The sequence below is a fragment of the Aminobacter sp. Piv2-1 genome (genome assembly GCF_037625995.1).
In the GTDB taxonomy this organism is placed as follows: domain Bacteria; phylum Pseudomonadota; class Alphaproteobacteria; order Rhizobiales; family Rhizobiaceae; genus Aminobacter.
Genome location: NZ_JARKMU010000003.1, coordinates 13,388 through 30,627, shown reverse-complemented (window position 1 = coordinate 30,627; position 17,240 = coordinate 13,388). Strand labels below are relative to the sequence as shown.

Sequence of the window (17,240 nt, the reverse complement as noted above, 5' to 3'; positions counted from 1 at the left end):
GTCGACGACAGGACGACGATGCTGACCGAGCCCTTAGTCACCGACTATTGCCGCGCCAACATCTGGCTGGTGCGCGGCCGCGACCTCGACATGCTGGTCGACACCGGCATGGGCATCTGCCCGCTCTCGCCTGAAATCGAGACTATCCCGGGCAGGCCGCTGCTCGCGGTCGCGACCCACGTCCATCTCGACCATGTCGGCTCGCTGCACGAATTTGCCTGGCGCGCCGGCCCGCGCATCGAGGCGCCGCTCTTCGAAACCATGCCGGACGAGGCGACCTACGCCCACATGTTCCGCAACTTTCCCGGCGCCGTTTCCGAGCTGCCCTATCCCGGCTGGCACTCCGCCGATTACGCGATCAGCCCCGCGCCGCTGCACCGCCTGCTCGACGAAGGCGACGTCATCGACCTCGGCGACCGCGCCTTCCGCGTGCTGCACCTGCCTGGCCATTCGCCCGGCTCCATCGGCCTGTTCGACGAGCGCAACGGCACGCTGTTTTCCGGCGACGCCATCCATGGCGGGCTTTTGGTCGACGACATGCCGGATTCGGACCGCACTGCCTGTTGCGCGACCATGCGCCGGCTGATCGAGCTTCCCGTTCGCGTCGTCCATGGCGGCCACGCCGACAGCATCGACGGTGCCCGGATGCGCGAAATCGCCGAGGAATATTTGAGAAGGAATGAGGGGTAGACGTCCACCGCGCGCCCCTCCGCTTCGCAAAGGGCCCCCTCACCGCCAGCAGCAGCTACGATCAGCCCAGCCCTTCCTCGAATCCGCTGATCGCCTTGACCTCGAGAAAATCCTCGAGCCCCCACTTGCCGCCCTCGCGGCCGAGGCCCGACTGCTTGTAGCCGCCGAAAGGGCTGCCATAGGGGCGGTCGGTGCCGTTGACTTGCACCATGCCGGCGCGCAGCTTGCGGGCGACGCGCTGGGCGCGGACCTTGTCGGCCGACTGGACATAGGCGGACAGGCCGTAGGGCGTGTCGTTGGCGATGGCGATCGCCTCCTCCTCGGTCTCGAACGGGATCATCGCCAGCACCGGCCCGAAAATCTCCTCGCGGGCGATGCGCATGTCGTTGTTGACGTCGGCGAAGACGGTCGGCCGCACGAAATAGCCGCGGTTGAAGCCCTCGGGGCGCCCGAGCCCGCCGGCCACCAGCCGCGCGCCTTCCTTGATGCCGGCGTCGATCATGCCCTGCACCTTGTCGAACTGCACGTCCGACGACAGCGGGCCGATATGGTCGCCGTCCTCGGCCGGCTGCCCGACCCTGACGGTCGCCGTATATTTCGCCGCGATGTCGACTGCCTTGTCGTAGACCGGACGCTGCACCAGCATGCGCGTCGGCGCGTTGCAGGACTGGCCGGTGTTCTCGAACACATGCGCCAGCCCGCGTGCGACCGCATCCTCGAGGTCGACGTCGGCGAACACGATGTTCGGCGACTTGCCGCCGAGTTCGAGCGCCACGCGCTTGACCGTCTCGGCCGCCGCCCTGGTAACCGCCGTGCCGGCGCGGGTCGAGCCAGTGAACGACATCATATCGATGCCGGGATGCCTGGACATCGCCTCGCCCACCGTGGGGCCGTCGCCGTTGACCATGTTGAACACGCCTGCGGGGAAGCCGGCTTCCTCCATCAACTCGGCGAAGACGATGGACGACATCGGCGCGATCTCGGATGGCTTGAGCACCACGGTGCAGCCGGCGGCAAGTGCGGGCACCACCTTCAGCGTCACCTGGTTCATCGGCCAGTTCCACGGCGTGATCAGCCCGCACACGCCGATCGGCTCGCGCACGATCCGCTCCTGCGGGTTCCTGGCGTTCAGCGGCTCCTCGAACTCGAATTCGGCGAGCACCTCGATGAAGCTCTCGATGTGGCCGGCGCCGCAGGCCGCCTGCGATTCCAGCGCCAGCTTCATCGGGGCGCCCATCTCCGCCGAAATGGCCTCGGCCATGTCGCGCATGCGCCGCCTGTAGGCTGCGAGCAGTTTCTCGAGATAGCCGATGCGTTCGGCACGGCTGGTGGCGCTCCATGCGGGAAACGCCCGCTGCGCGGCCGCCACCGCCTTGTCGACGTCGGCCGCCGATCCGAGCGAGATCACCGCAAAGGGCTGCTCATCGGCCGGATTGATGACCGCGAGCTCCCTGGCAACGGCCGGCGCCACCCATTTGCCGTCGATGAAGAATTCCGTCTTGCGCAGCATGGCAGGCTCCCTGTTCCGATAAAGGTCTTAGACCGGCACGCGCGGCGGCCATGTCCTGAATCCGACCGCATTTTTAGGCCGGCGGCCTTGCTGCGGGAAGGCCTGGTTCAGCGCTTGGGGCTGTCTGGACCGACAGCCGGCATCCGAAGCTTGGCGCTCAGTTTTCGCGAAAACTCCTGGCGAAGGATTCGAGCAGCGGGCCAAGGAAATAGGCCAGCACGGTCTGCTCGCCCGTCAGGATCATCACCTCGGCGGGCATGCCCGGGCTCAGCCGCACCCCCGGAACATGCGCAAGCTCTGCCCGGTCGACCTCGACCTTGGCCAGGAAATACGGCTCGCCGGAACGCTCGTCGATCAGCCTGTCTGCCGAGATGGTCCGCAGCACGCCATGGATCTGGGGCATGTTGCGCTGCCTGTAGGCGGTCAGCAGGATGCGGCTCCTCATGCCAGGCCGGACCGTGTCGATGTCGATTGGCTTGACCCTTGCATCGATGATGAGCTTGCTCTCCGCCGGCACGATGTCGAGCAGAGGCGCGCCCGCGCCGATCACGCCGGTCTCGGTCGTCACCCGGACGTTCATCACCGTCCCGGCAATCGGCGCCTCGATCACGGTTCGGCTCAGCACGTCGGTTCGCGACGGCAGCTGGCTGCGCAGCTCGGCCAGGCCGGCGCGCACCTTCGTCAATTCCTCGTTCACCCGCTCCTTGTTCTCCTGGCGCAGCGTCAGGAGCTGCATCTCCGCCTCGCCGATCTCCTGCTTGTCGCGCGCGATCGCGGCCCGGTTGGCCGCCTGCCCTGCCCGCAGCCCGGCCTGCTCGCGTTGCAGCGCCAGAAGCCGCGGCAAGCGTTCCAGCCCCTTGCTATAGAGCTCCTCGACCGACTTGATCTCCTTGCCGATCAGCATCAGCTGCGTGTCCTGGGCCGTAATGATCTCGCGCAGGCCGGCGATCTCCTCTTCCAACTGCTTGACCCGCTGCCCCAGGATCCGGTCTCGCCCCTCCAGGGTGGCGCGGCGGCTGAGCAAAAGGTCGCGCTGGCTCAGCATTGTCGGATGGGCCTCGGAAACCCCCAAAGACTCTAGCTCCTCGGGAAACGCGATGTCCTCCGCGTCGGTCTGCTCGGCGACGAGTCGCGCCTCGGTCGTCAGCAGGTGGACGAAGCGCTCGCGCAACTCGTCGCGGCCGGCGCGGGCCTGTGTATCCTCGAGCGTGATCAGCTTCTGGCCTTTGGCCACCCAGTCCCCCTCCCGGACATGGATGGTCCGGATGATCCCGCCTTCGAGATGCTGGATGGTCTTGCGGCTGCCGTCCGGGCTGACGACGGCTGGCGCGATGGCGGCGCTCGCCAGCGGCGCGGTCGATGCCCAGGCGCCGAAGCCGGCGACAAGCAGCAGGAACGCCGCATAGCCCAGCCTGCGGGGCCAGCGCGTCACCTGCGCGAGGCTTGGATCGGCGGCTTTCGGCGAGGGACCGGCAAGCGCCAGCCAGAGTAGCATCATGATGCAGCCCACAAGGACGATCAGCGTCACATAGAGGGCGATGCGCGCCGCCTCGTCGGGATTGGCCCAGCCTGCCGCGGTAAAGACCTCCTCGTACCAGGCTTCCACAAGGGCCGCGTACTGCTGCAATCGCGCGATGGTCTCATTCCACATGGCCGCTACTCCGCCGCCGTCGGGCCGCGGGTCGGCCGGCTCAGCGTGCCGCTGGTCGAGACGACGCGCATGTGGCGGCGGCCGCCGCCGAGCGTCTTGAGCACCTCGTCGCGGTTGCTGAACATCGCGACGCTGCCTTCCTTCAGGACCAGGATTTTGTCGGCTAGTTGCAGCGGCATCACCTGGTGCGAGACGATCAGGATCGTCCGCCCCTGCTGCTTCAACTGGTTGAGCGCCTGGAGCAGCGCCTGGTCGCCCTCGCTGTCTAGGTTCGAATTCGGCTCGTCGAGAATGATCAGCGGCGGATCGCCAAACAGGGCGCGGGCCAGCCCTATGCGCTGCCGCTGTCCCAGCGAGATTCGCGTACCGTGCAGGCCGACGACGGTCTGGTAGCCGTCAGGCAGATGGAGGATCATCTCGTGAATGCCGGCAAGCTTCGCCGCCGCGATGACCGGCGCGCTCTCGACCTGCTGCAGGCGGGCGACGTTTTCGGCCACGGTGCCTGGGAAAAGTTCCACCTGCTGCGGCAGGTATCCGAGATATCGGCCCCTGTCCTCCGCATCCCATGCCGAGATTTCGGCGCTGTCGAGCCGAACGTGACCGTGGGAGGGCTTCCAGGCGCCGACGAGCAGCCGGCAGAGGCTCGACTTGCCGGCCCCCGACGGCCCGACGACCGCACAGGTCTGGCCCGGCTCTAGCACGAACGACACGTTGTCGATGATGCGGTCTCCCGATCCCGGCGCCCGGTACTGCAACTCCTGCACTTCGAGCCGGCCTAGCGGGCGCGGCGGCTGGACGGGGTTCGCCACCGTGTCGCCGGCGCCGAGCAGCCGGCTCAGGTTCCGGTGCGCGGTTCGCGCCGAAACGAAGCTGCGCCAGCCGCCGATCGAGCGCTCGATCGGGGCGAGCGCGCGGCTGAGGATGATCGACCCGGCGATCATGCCGCCGGCGGTCAACTGCCCCTTCAGTACGAAATAGGCCCCGAACCCGAGGATCAGGACCTGCAGCGCAAGGCGCAGGGCGCGCGTACTGCTGACGATGGCGACAGTCGTCTCGGCGAGGCGCTGGCCCTCGGCCTGGGCATCGCGGCGCTGCGCCTGCCAGCGCGCCAGGACCATGCCGGTCATGCCCAGCGGGGCGATGGTTTCGGCGCTCTCGACATAGCGGAGCGCCTCCGCCTGATTGTGGCGCATTATCAGGCTGGCGCGCTGCTGCCGCCCGCGCGTGAGGAAGTCGTTCGCGAGCGCGGCGACGAAGAGCGCCACCGCACCGCCCGTCGCCAGCATGCCGAGCCCGGGATGCAACAGCCAGACGATCGTCAGGAACACCGGCGTCCAGGGCGCGTCTAGAAAGGCCAGGATGCCCTCGCCGCCGATGAAGGCGCGCAGGTCGGCCACGTCCTTGAGGCCGGCATCCGCACCGGCGGCGCCGGCAAGCCGCGCGTCCATCGACCGGCGGATCACGGGACCGCACAGCTCGTTCTCCAGCCAGGCGCCGATGCGGCCGAGGATCAGCCGGCGAGCCTGCTCGAACAGGCCGTAGACGGCGATGGCCGCGAGCGCCATCGCCGTCAGGAGCATGAGCGTGTCCATCGAGCCGCTCGCCAGCACCCGGTCGTAGACCTGCAGCATGTAGAGGGCGCCGACCAGCAGGAGCAGGTTGGACAGCAGGCTGAACATGACGAGCGCCGGCGCCTGCCGCCTGACCGCGGCCATGATCGCTGCGAACGAACGCTCACTGCGCGGCATGGCAGACCCCACGCCGCGACAGTTCCAAGTGGCGGCCGTGCGCCGAAGGGTGCACAGCCGCTTGCCGTCTAGGCGATGACGCCGTCGACGTGGTTGTCGTCAAAGATTCCTGTGCCATCGATCCCTATCGCGAAGCTGTCGCTGGCGGTATCCCCGTCGGCATCGGAGATCTGCACGGTGAAGTCGAGCACCTCGTCCGGCGCCGGCTGCGTCTGCGAGATGCCTATGCGTCCGATGTCGAACTTGCCTTCGAGGCCGGTAACCTTGAGGCGCTCGTGCGAAGCGGCGTCGTACTCGATGAAATAGTCGTCCTCGAACCCACGCACCTCGACCTCGCCGCTGGCCAGGAAGTCGACGGTGATACCGTTGACGGGCGTCGAAACGTCGCCGGTGGCCGTAAGCAGCAGCGTACCGTTGTCGTCGAAGATCCTGACCTCCGAGATCGCGGCGATCGGATCATTGGTGTAGCCGTTGATGAACCCGTTGCCGCTTGGCTCGGCGACGCTGCCGTCGCCCTTGGTGTTGTAGGCGGTCAGCCGCATTCCGGCAGCATCATTGCCCTGGGTCTGCGAGATGGCGACCTCGCCGCCGGTGATCGTCTTCACGTCGCCGAACAGGATGTTGGTTTCGAGATCGGCCTCGCCCTGGCTGAGGTTAGGCACTGTGAAGTTCGAGTTCGGGTTGCTCAGGAAGGTGAACATCATCGTCTCGTTCGGGTCGATCATCTGGTTGAACACCCCGAGCGTGGTGGGCCCGCCGCCTTGCGAGATGTGCAGCTTGACCACCTCGGTCTCGGGCGTCGCCACGATGCCGCTTCCGTCGGACTGGACCATCGTGAAGAGGTGGTTGCCCGACGGCGTTCCGTCGAAGGAGAAGGTGACCTCCGCCGGCGGCGGATCCTCGAGCACCTCGAAGGTGTAGTTCCCGCCCGCCACCGTCAGCTTGAAGAACGACGTATCGCCAGCGTTGAGCGTGCCGCTGCCATCCACGTCGTCATAGTAGGTGACGATCGTGCCGTTGCCCGAGATGTCCCTGAGCAGCGTCGTCTCCGCTGTAGTGCCGTCGAAGATGGTCAGCGTCGCAGGCGAACTGGTGACGCTGTAGGTTACCGGCCCGTCGGCACCGACCAGGCCGTTGAGCGGATTGGTGACCGAATCTCCGTCGGCGAAATCGACCAGCCCGTCCGAGATCGGCCCGATCAGCGGCGTGTCGTCGTCGACATTGATGCCGAGCGAGCCATTGGCGGTGTCGCCGTCGGCATCGGTCACCTGGTAGGCGATCGTGAAGGCCTGGTTGTTCTCGTTCAGGCCGGTCGCATGCAGGATCGGGTTGTTCTGCGTCACGGCATAGGCGCCGGTCACCGCGTTGAGCGTCACCGTCAGCACCGTCGTCGTGCCCTGCTTGACCAGGAGGTCGCTGCCCGACAGCTGGTAGGTGAAGCCCGCCGGCGCCCCGGTGGTCAGGAAGGCGATCGATCCGGCTCCGTCGGCGCCGTAGCTAAGGCCCAGCGTGCCGGACGTATTGGACGCATTGGTGTCGTCGCCGGTGCCGCCGGCATTGCCACCCGTCAGCGCATCGTCGTCGAGCAGTGCGGTCAGGTTCGCGCTCGTGGTCGGCGTGTCGTCGTCGACATTGACGCCAAGCGTGCCGTCGGCGGTGTCGCCGTCCGCGTCGGTCACCCGGTAGGCGATCGTGAAGGCCTGGTTGTTCTCGTCCAGGCCGGTCGCATGCAGGATCTGGTTGTTCTGCGTCACGGTATAGGCGCCGGTGGTCGTGTTGAGCGTCACCGTCAGCACCGTCGTCGTGCCCTGCTTGACCAGGAGGTCGTTGCCCGACAGCTGATAGGTGAAGCCCGCCGGCGCTCCGGTGGTCAGGAAGGCGATCGATCCGGCTCCGTCGGCGCCGTAGCTAAGACCCAGCGTGCCGGACGTATTGGACGCATTGGTGTCGTCGCCGGTGCCGCCGGCATTGCCACCCGTCAGCGCATCGTCGTCGAGCAGTGCGGTCAGGTTCGCGCTCGTTGTCGGCGTATCGTCGTCGACATTGACGCCGAGCGTGCCGTCGGCGGTGTCGCCGTCCGCATCGGTCACACGGTAGGCGATCGTGAAGGCCTGGTTGTTCTCGTCCAGGCCGGTCGCATGCAGGATCGGATTGTTCTGCGTCACCGTATAGGCTCCGGTGGCGGTGTTGAGCGTCACCGTCAGCACGGTCGTCACACCCTGCTTGACCAAAAGGTCGTTGCCCGACAGCTGGTAGGTGAAGCCCGACGGCGCCCCGGTGGTCAGGAAGGCGATCGATCCGGCTCCGTCGGCGCCGTAGCTAAGGCCCAGCGTGCCGGAAGTGTTGGCCGCATTGGTGTCGTCGCCGGTGCCGCCGGCGTTGCCGCCCGTCAGCGCGTCGTCGTCGAGCAGCGCGGTCAGGTTCGCGCTCGTTGTCGGCGTATCGTCGTCGACATTGACGCCGAGCGTGCCGTCGGCGGTGTCGCCGTCCGCATCGGTCACACGGTAGGCGATCGTGAAGGCCTGGTTGTTCTCGTCCAGGCCGGTCGCATGCAGGATCGGATTGTTCTGCGTCACCGTATAGGCGCCGGTGGTCGTGTTGAGCGTCACCGTCAGCACGGTCGTCGCACCCTGCTTGACCAAAAGGTCGTTGCCCGACAGCTGGTAGGTGAAGCCCGACGGCGCCCCGGTGGTCAGGAAGGCGATCGATCCGGCACCGTCGGTACCGAAGTCATGCCCCAGCGTGCCGGAGGTGTTGGCCGCGTTGGTGTCGTCGCTGGTGCCGCCGGCGTTGCCGCCCGACAGCGCGTCGTCGTCGAGCAGCGCGGTCGCATTCGCGCTCACGCCGGGCCCGTCGTCCTCGATCACGATCTGCTGGCCGACGGCGGCCGATGCCGAGCCGGGAGTCTCCACGCCGATCCCGCCGACGTCGAACTTGCCGGCAAGGCCGGTGATCTTGAGCCGCTGGTGGGTACCCGCGTCGTATTCGACCGTGTAGTCTTCCTCCAGGCCGAGGACGTCGACGGTGCCGTCGGCACGGAAGTCAACCGTGATGCCGTTGACCGGGGTGGTGACGTCGGTGGTGGTGCTGAGCAGCAACGTGCCGGAACCGTCCCTCACCCGGATCGCGCTGATCGTCGAAATGCCGTCATCGGCGTAGCCGGCGATGAAGTTGTTGCCGGTCGACTCGGTGGTGCCGGTGGCGATGCTGGCGGTGAGCCGCATGCCGGCGGCGTCGTTGCCCTGGGTCTGCGAGATCGTCACCGAGCCGCCGGAGATGGTCTGCAGGCCGCCGAACAGGATGTTGGTCTCGGAATCCGCCTCGCCTTGGCTGAGGTTGGGCACCGTGAAGTTGGCGTTCGGGTTGGTGAGGAACGTGACGACCAGCGTCTCGTTCGGGTCGATCATCTGGTTGAACAGCCCGAGCGTGGTCGGCCCGCCGCCTTGCGAGATGTGCAGCTTGACCACTTCGGTCTCGGGCGTCGCGACCAGTCCGGTCGTGCCCGACTGGACCATGGTGAAGAGATGGTCACCGGAGGGCGTGCCGCCGAAGCTGAAGGCGAGCTTCTCGCTGGCCGCGAGCCTCAGGGTGTTGCCGAGGTCGACTGCGTCGTCGGGATCGGTGCTGGTGCCGTGGAAGATCGGGGTATAGGTGACGATGTGGAACGTCACCTGGGCGCTGGTGGCGCCGACATTGATGATCTCCTGCTTGAAGATGACGAAGGCGATCGCATCGGCACTGCCGTTGCCGTCGCTGTCATATTTGCCGATCACGGTGTCGTTGCCGTCGGCGAACAGCAGGATGTCCTTGCCGTCGACGGTGTTGAGCCCGCTGTCGTCGCCATCGAGGGCGCCGCCGGCACTGTCGGTGAACTTGACCCCGGTGATCTGGGCGCCGGCGGTGGCATTGACGGTGACCGAATTGGCCTTGGTCGCGACCCCGACGCCGGTCGGGAAGGTGGACGTCAACCCGAGGGTGGTTTCGAGATAGGTGCGGAACGCAGCCGGCAGCGAGGCATAAGTCACGTCGGTGTCGGTGAAGCCGTCGCCGCTGTCGCCTGTTTGCAGGCCGGTCGTCTGGTCGTTTACGGCCTCGTCGTTGAGAATGAAGCTGATCGTCATGATCGTCCTCCGTGCTCGCGCGCGGCCCGCCCCGTTGGGCATGCGCGTTCACGCGACGCCCCGGCCGGTGCTGTTCTGGCTGTCAAGCAATTCAGGCAGGACACGAGGCATGGGGGCCGGAACTAGGCCGCCATACCTCTTCACGCTCTTCTGGTGGACATTTCCCAACAGCATATACGCCGCTGTGTCGACACGGGACGCAACGACGCACACACGCCTCCCATTCACCCGGCAGCCCAAGCCTGCCGTACAGGCTGCAAATATTAGAATTATGTCATATTGAGTGCAATTCAGCCTTTTGATTGAGTACGGCATCAAGAAAAGGCCGGCTCAATCCGGCAAGAAGCCACCCGGAGATGACGAAGGTAGAATTGGTGGGCCTGGGGGTGCCGCGGCCCCTGATCGAGGAGATCGTGCTGAGCCAGGCACGGGAGTTGGGGCGGCCTGGCAGGGCTTGCTTTGGCCGACAAAAAAACCCGCCTGGTTTGCCATGCGGGCTTTTTCCGATTTGGTTGCGGGGGCTGGCTGTGCCCGCTGGCATAAATTCTTCGACGATAGAGATTTGCGTCTTCACGGCCCGAATTCCACTCTGCTCGCCGTGCTTTGCTCCTTGAGCGGAAAAACGCCGCCGTTCCGGCCCAGCGGTGCAAATCCGTGGGCTTCCAGGCGCTTCTACTGCTGCCAGACTATGTCTGCGGTTTCGCTGTTCTTGCAGACGTAGTCTGCGTTAGGCAGGTCGTTGGACAGTGCCCTTTGGCGGGCGTAGGCCATGTCATGGCCGAACTCGACCCACCGACCAATCAGCCGACGTTCCAACTCCTCTCGTGGAGTGGAAATGAAGATCGTGAAGTCGAGGAATTCGCGCATCCTCGCCCAGTCGCCGCGCTTCACGAGTAGATAATTGCCTTCCACGATTATGTGCTTGGCCTCCTGAGGTATGGCTTTGGCGCCCGCGCACGCCACGTCGCGAGTTCGGTCGAAGATAGGTACGATCGTCTCCACCTCGCGCGCGCGAATCCGGCGCAAGAGAATTTCCAGGCCGCGGCAGTCGAATGTGTCGGGTGCTCCCTTGTATGCCCGTCGACCTAATTGATCCAAGTGCAGATTGTCATAGTGAAACCCGTCCACCGGCAAGATCGCCGACTGGGGAAGTTCACGTGCCAGGGCCTCGGAAAGCGTCGACTTTCCTGCGCCCGGCGGTCCGGCAATGGCTATGATGAAGCGCACCGCGTGGCGGGACTGTTCGAGCACGATGTCGACAAGCTTTGTCATCTCTCGCATGGTTCAGCCGATCTTTTGCCCTGTCTTCTCCCAGTCGGCGAGAAACTGCTTCAGGCCGGCATCGGTCAGCGGATGCTTGACCAGCGCCCTGAGGATGGCGGGCGGCGCGGTGACGACATCGGCGCCGATGAGCGCCGACTGCTTGATGTGGTTCACCGTCCGCGCCGAAGCCGCGAGGATCTCTGTCGAGTAGCCGTAATTGTCGTAGATCGTCCGGATCTCGGCGATCAACTCAATTCCGTCCGAGCCGGTGTCGTCGATACGTCCGATGAAGGGCGAGACGAAGGAGGCACCGGCCTTGGCGGCCAGGAGCGCCTGATTCGCCGAGAAGCAGAGCGTGACGTTGACCAGGCGCTTCATCTCGGTGCGGATCGTCTTGCACGCCTTCAGCCCGTCCAGCGTCAGCGGCACCTTGATGCAGACGTTGTCGGCGATCTTCGCCAAGGTTTCGGCTTCCCGGATCATCGCGGAATATTCGGTCGCCACCACTTCGGCCGAAACCGGTCCGTCGACGATGTCGCAGATCTGCTTGGTGACCTCGGCGATCCTGCCGCCCGACTTCAGGATCAGCGACGGATTGGTGGTCACGCCATCCAGAAGGCCGAGATCATTGAGTTCAGATATGTCCTTGATGTCAGCTGTATCAACGAAGAACTTCATGTTTGCATCTTTCCCAATCTAATCGTTTCGCGTTGCACACCGCCGAAACGCGGTGATCCCGGGCCAAGTGATGAAGCGTTGCCTGAACGACAGCTCAAGCGCCGGAAGCGGCGCTACGGTCGATCGGTCCAGCTTGCGACTGGCCCTATCGACGAGCATCACCGGTGATCATCATGTCGCCTTGGACAACCAGCGGATAATGTTCGCCATCAGGCGCGCGTACACTTGGGATTGCAGAAACTCTTCCGACAGCCAGTGTGGTCCAATGTCGGTCATCCAGGCGGCGGAGCGACCGTTGGCATATTCACGTGTAGCCAACAGCGGCAAGTCGTGTCCTCGGCAGCGCGCCGTGGCGATCAATCGGGATGATCCGTCCTGGCGAAAATCCACCTTGTTGAGTCCAAGTATGGGCGGCCAAGACAGATCCAATCCAGCGACAAGCGGATGCGTCGGCAGGCCAATGGAGGCGTACGCGCCTTCCGGAACTTCAATGCCGTCGGCCCAGGGGGAGCATCTGATCGGCAGAATGTCCTCGATGGCGGTGTTATAGAAATGCGCGTTGCCGAACATTCCCTGAAAGCTCATGTAGCCACCGGCCATCAACAGGCCGCCGCCGCGCTCCACATATGTCTTCAGCAACTCGAGTCGATTGACGCTCACCCGCCCCGCGCGCGCCTCTGGCGTCAGGAGGAGTGTTAACGCACTGACATCCGACAGGATGACGGTTGCGTAGCTCTGAAGTGTATCCAAGTCGGTCGGAAACTCGGTGCTGCAACGGTCGCCGCCAATCTGTGTGACGGTGTGCCCGGCCGCTGACAAAGCCGTGATGAAGGCTGTGGCTCCATTCGACCAGGTCGAGCTGGTCACGACGTTGGACCCGGCCGCAACCGACGTGATGGCCGAAAAGGTCTCTCCTGCGAGAAGGACGTGCATTTGCGACGAAATCCGTTGCCAGCGAGAATTGCCTGGAAGGCGCCGGCCTCGGCCGGCGCCTCTGTCTTTTGCTTGGGAGTTAGAACTTGAATTCCGCCAGATTGTCCGGCGTGACGATCTTTGCCGGTCCAAGGATCAGCTCGCCGCTAGCCCCGATCGTGTACTCGCCAAGCCGCCCGGCGCTGAACTTGTCGCCTTCCTTGCCCGTGATCTTGCACTGGGCCAGCGCCTGGGCGGCCTGGTAGGTCAGGTAGCCGAGATCGGAGACATTCCACCAGATGTCCTGCGCCGCGCCGTCCTTGATGTATTTGGAAATCAGCGTGGCGGGAGCCAGGCCGGTCAGCTTGACCTTTCCGATCATGCCGGCTTCTTCCAGAGCGCGTGCAGCGGCGGGAAGGCCAATGCCAGCCGGAACGATGATTGCCTTGATGTCGGGGAACGCCTGCACAAGCGCAAGTGCCTGCTGCTGATTGATCTGCTCGCTCTCCTCGCCATAGGCAACCTGAACGAGCTTCATCTTGGCGTATTTGGGTTCGGCGGCCAGCTTCGCCTTCATGAAGTCGATCCACGCATTCTGGTTGGTTGCGGTCGGCGTGGAGGACAGGATGGCGAACTCGCCTTCGCCGCCCGTGAGATTGTAGGCGCTCTCCAGCATCATCTCCGCCAGGCTGTCGCCCTTCGCTTGGTTCACGAAGATCGAACGTGCGTCGGCGGCGACGTCGGAATCATAGGAAATGACGCGCACACCCTGTTGCGCTGCGCGCTTCAGCGCTGGGGCGACAGCATTCGCGTCATTGGCGGAGATGGCGATCACACCGACCTTCTGGGAAACAAGGCTGTTGATGAAGTCGATCTGGGCTTCAGCCGTCGCTTGGGATGGGGCGACCTGGATGGCCTTGCCGCCGATTTCCTTGGCGGCTTCCTCGGCTCCCTGCTGTGCGACTTTGAAGTAGGGGTCCGTGTCGAGCTTGGGCAAGAAACCGACCGTCACCGGTTCCGTGGCGCATTCCTGACTGAGCGCAAGGGTCGCCGACGTCAATAGGACCGCCGACGCAAGAAGTACCGACTGAAAACGCTTCATATTCTCCTCCGTTACTATTCGGACTTCAGTGCAGGGGCCGAATCCACCCTTTGCGCTTGGCGCATCGCGCGCGTTCTGGTGAGTGTTTCTTGAGTGGAGCGCCAGAAATTGCCGACCAGCAGCGTGACAACCAGCAGCAGGCCGATGATCATGCCCTGGGCGTCGCCGCCGACCTGATTGAGTGCAAGCACGTTGCGGATGACGGCGATCAGAACCAGCGCCAGCACCACGCCGGTCAGTCGCCCCTTGCCTCCGAAGACGCTGACGCCCCCGAGGAGCACGATGGTGATGACGTCCAGTTCCATGCCGAGTGCGTTGTTGGCGCGCGCATTGGAGAGGCGGGCCGTGTAGACGATCCCGGCGACCGCCGCGACCAGCCCGGAGAGCACGAACAGCCGGAATACCATGCGACCGGTGTCGATGCCGGAATAGCGCGCCACTTCCGGATTGCCTCCGAGCGCGTAGAGACGCTTGCCGGCCGGCGTTCGCTGGAGCACCACCGCAAAGGCCGGGGCCAAGACCAGGAAGGGGAGGATTGTCCAAGGCACCTGCGTGCCGGGCACGTTGCCGATGCCAAAGTCTACGACGGATGGGGGCAGGACGTTGACCGATCCCGTGCCGAGCAGAATGTAGCCGATGCCCCTGTAGAGCGCCATCGTGCCGAGGGTGACGACCAGCGACTGCAGCCCCAGCGCAGTCGCCAGCAAGCCGTTGAAAGCGCCGAGCAGCCCACCGAGAACCACCGTAGCCGGGATGGCCGCGAGCGTTGGCGCGCCTGCTTGGATCAGCAGTCCGAAGATCACGGAAGACAGCGCCAGAACCGAGGCGATGGACAGGTCGATCTCACGTGCAATGACGAGCAGCGCCATCGGCAGGACGAGCAGGGCCTTTTCCGACACGCTTGCAGCCAACTGCGACAGGTTGAATCCGGACAGGAAATTTGGAATGGAAAGAGCCGCGTAGGCAAAGGCCACCAGGCAGGCGAATGCCAGCAACAAGTCCCAGAAATCGATGGTGTTCAGGAGCTTTTTCATTTTGGCCTCCGCTGGCGGAGCTGATCGGCCCGGCGGACGATGAGGGCGTCGATGCTGACGGCGACGAGGATAACGAGGCCGTAGACGCCCTGAAGCCACAGCGGATCGACGCGGACCAATGTCAGCCCGTTCTTGATGACGAGCAGCGTCAGCGAACCCAGGACGATTCCGAGCAATGTGCCCGAGCCGCCGCGAATGGCGACCCCGCCGACCACGGCCGAGGCAATGACGGTCAACTCGAACCCAAGGGCCACCCGCGCGTCGACAGTGGCGTAGCGCGACGCCCAGAGCGCGCCGCATATCCCGCCCAGCAAGCCTGCTATCGCAAAGGCGGCGATGATGCGTCGGTCGGCGGGGATGCCAATCAGGCGGGCGCCGTCAGGATTCGACCCGGTTGCGTAGAGTTCGCGTCCAAAGGCCGTGCGATAGAGCAGAACATAGCTGGCTGCCAGGATGACGGCTGCAAGCACGACGATCAGCGGTAGACCCAGAACTTTGTGCGACGTCATGTCGAGCCAGGTCTGCGTCACCTCGTCCGCGCTGACCTGGTCTCCTGCCGCCCACAGGGAATTGAAGCCGCGCAAGATCGACATAGACGCCAAGGTGACGACAATCGCCGGGATCTTGCCCTTGGTGACGATGAGACCGTTGAGCAAGCCGGCCGCCAGCCCGACGGCGCAGGCTGCAGAGACACCGACGGCAATGTCGATACCAGGATGAGCCTGAACCATGCTTGCCGCCATGTAGGCGGCCAGACCGATCACCGACGCAATCGACAGGTCTATGTTGCGCGTCAGGAGAACCAGCATCTGCGCCAGCGCCGCGACAATGAGCAGGGACGCATCCATCGCGACCGCTGTCACGTTGGCGGCGCTCAGCATCCGCGGGTTCATGATGGCCACGGGGACGACCACGGCGATCATCGCCGCCAGCAGTCCGAATTCGCGCCGCTTGAGGAATTCGAGCGGCCCGGTACCGGCCCGCTTGTTCAGCACGACTGCCGCAGAAGCCGCCTGCTCAAGGTCACTGCTTCTGGTGGCCGCTTCCAGGACTTTTTCCTGCGTTGCCGTTCGGCCGTCGAACTCACCCGTCTTTTGACCCTCTCGAAGCGCGACGATGCGGTCGCACATGCCGATCAGTTCCGGCATCTCCGAAGAGATCAGGACGATCGCGAGGCCTTGCCGCGCCAACTCGGCGATCATGGCATGAACTTCGGCCTTGGTGCCGACATCGATACCCTGGGTGGGCTCGTCCAGGATCAGGATCCGCGGTTCGGTCCGCAGCCATTTGGCCAGCGCCACCTTCTGCTGATTGCCGCCGGATAGTTGGTTGACCGGCTGTTCGTAGCCGGCAAAGCGAAGCTTCATGCGTCCGAGCCAGTCCGCCACCAGCCCGATCGCACGTTCCCGGGAGTAGAGGCCGTGCGGCGCTGCTTGCCCGACGATCGGCAGCACGGCGTTGTCGAGGATGGAAAAATCCATGACCAGGCTCTGGCCGAGCCGGTCTTCCGACACATAGGCGATGCGATGGTCCATTGCGTCGCGGGTGTTGTTGAAAACAACCGCGCGACCGTCGATGAGGATTTCGCCGGCATCAGGCCGGTCGATGCCGAAGAGGACACGCGCGATTTCAGTGCGGCCGCTTCCAACCAGCCCCCCGAGACCGAGCACTTCACCTTCATGCAGGTTGAGGTCGATATTGGAGAACACGCCGTCCTTTGAAAGGCCGCGGGTTTCGAGGATCAGTTTGCCGGGGCATCGACCGCGCTCGGGATAGAGACCGCCGATCTCCCTGCCGACCATCATGGCGATGGCAGCGCTGCGGTCGAGATTGGCCTTCGGCCGGATGTCGATCAGCCTGCCGTCCCGCAGGACGGCAATGCGATCCGCTATGCGAAAGATCTCGTCCATCCGGTGGCCGACAAACATCATTGCCACGCCCCGCCGGCGGAGATTGTCCACGACGTCGAACAAGCGCTCCACTTCGCGCTGCGACAAGGCGGCCGTCGGCTCATCCATGATGAGAACGCGCGCGTCGAGCGACAGCGCCCGAGCGATCTCCACAAGCTGCTGCTCGGACGTTCTGAGTTCGCCCAGTCGAGTTCCGGCAGGCGCGTCGAGCCCCACCATGGTCAAGACCCTGCGCGCGCCATCCAGCATCGCAGCGCCGTCGATGCCGCCGAAGCGGTCGCGAGGCATGTGGCCGAGATAAATATTCTCCGCCAATGACAGATCCGGAAACAGTCCGGGGTGCTGGTGCATCACCGCGATACCCGCGGCCTGGGCATCCTGCGGGGAATGAAAGACAACCGATCGGCCATCGAGCAAGACGCTGCCTTCGGTTGGCGCATAGACCCCGGCAATCAACTTCACGCAGGTGCTCTTGCCGGCGCCATTCTCTCCGAGCAGCGCAAGCACCTCGCCGGCGCGAAGGTCGAAGGAGGCTGAACGCAGAGCGACAGTCCCGCCGAACGCTTTCGTGATTTCTCTCAAGGCCACGGGAGCGGGGTTCGTCATGGCTTTCCCCTCCCA

The 17,240-nt window shown here is 64.7% G+C and carries 11 protein-coding genes; 1 reads left to right on the top strand and 10 read right to left on the bottom strand.

Going from position 1 to position 17,240, the window contains the following annotated elements:
- Positions 1–18 precede the first annotated feature (18 nt).
- The gene (locus tag AmiPiv_RS06405; protein ID WP_340036882.1) at positions 19–690 is read left to right on the top strand and encodes an MBL fold metallo-hydrolase; all 672 of its coding nucleotides are present in this window, start codon (positions 19–21) and stop codon (positions 688–690) included.
- A gap of 61 nt (positions 691–751) precedes the next feature.
- Here AmiPiv_RS06405 and AmiPiv_RS06400 read toward each other — a convergent pair whose 3' ends face one another.
- The 10 genes from AmiPiv_RS06400 to AmiPiv_RS06355 all read right to left on the bottom strand — a co-directional run bounded on the left by AmiPiv_RS06400 (position 752) and on the right by AmiPiv_RS06355 (position 17,225).
- Positions 752–2,200 carry an aldehyde dehydrogenase family protein gene (locus AmiPiv_RS06400; RefSeq protein ID WP_340036507.1) on the bottom strand — a complete coding sequence of 483 codons (1,449 nt, stop codon included), beginning with the start codon at positions 2,198–2,200 and terminating at the stop codon, positions 752–754.
- Positions 2,201–2,357: 157 nt separating this feature from the next.
- Positions 2,358–3,851, bottom strand: a complete 1,494-nt coding sequence (locus AmiPiv_RS06395) for an HlyD family type I secretion periplasmic adaptor subunit (protein ID WP_340036506.1) — start codon at positions 3,849–3,851, stop codon at positions 2,358–2,360.
- Positions 3,852–3,856: 5 nt separating this feature from the next.
- Positions 3,857–5,599: a type I secretion system permease/ATPase gene (locus AmiPiv_RS06390; protein ID WP_340036505.1), complete on the bottom strand. Its 1,743-nt coding sequence runs from the start codon at positions 5,597–5,599 to the stop codon at positions 3,857–3,859.
- 68 nt (positions 5,600–5,667) lie between these two features.
- Positions 5,668–9,720 (bottom strand): beta strand repeat-containing protein, encoded by a 4,053-nt coding sequence (locus tag AmiPiv_RS06385; RefSeq protein WP_340036504.1) that lies wholly within the window; start codon positions 9,718–9,720, stop codon positions 5,668–5,670.
- A 672-nt stretch (positions 9,721–10,392) separates the two neighbouring features.
- Positions 10,393–10,992, bottom strand: coding sequence for an AAA family ATPase (locus AmiPiv_RS06380; RefSeq protein WP_340036503.1), 600 nt, complete (start codon positions 10,990–10,992; stop codon positions 10,393–10,395).
- A gap of 12 nt (positions 10,993–11,004) precedes the next feature.
- Positions 11,005–11,661 carry a fructose-6-phosphate aldolase gene (gene fsa, locus AmiPiv_RS06375; RefSeq protein ID WP_340036502.1) on the bottom strand — a complete coding sequence of 219 codons (657 nt, stop codon included), beginning with the start codon at positions 11,659–11,661 and terminating at the stop codon, positions 11,005–11,007.
- 171 nt (positions 11,662–11,832) lie between these two features.
- Positions 11,833–12,594 carry a glutamine amidotransferase gene (locus tag AmiPiv_RS06370; protein ID WP_340036501.1) on the bottom strand — a complete coding sequence of 254 codons (762 nt, stop codon included), beginning with the start codon at positions 12,592–12,594 and terminating at the stop codon, positions 11,833–11,835.
- 79 nt (positions 12,595–12,673) lie between these two features.
- Positions 12,674–13,675, bottom strand: coding sequence for a rhamnose ABC transporter substrate-binding protein (locus AmiPiv_RS06365; protein WP_340036500.1), 1,002 nt, complete (start codon positions 13,673–13,675; stop codon positions 12,674–12,676).
- 14 nt (positions 13,676–13,689) lie between these two features.
- Complete coding sequence (locus AmiPiv_RS06360) at positions 13,690–14,709, bottom strand: ABC transporter permease (protein WP_340036499.1); 1,020 nt, start codon at positions 14,707–14,709, stop codon at positions 13,690–13,692.
- A complete protein-coding gene (locus AmiPiv_RS06355; protein WP_340036498.1) occupies positions 14,706–17,225 on the bottom strand; it encodes an ATP-binding cassette domain-containing protein in 2,520 nt (839 codons plus the stop codon). Before AmiPiv_RS06355 ends, AmiPiv_RS06360 begins: the two co-directional genes overlap by 4 nt.
- Between the last annotated feature and the right edge of the window lie 15 nt (positions 17,226–17,240).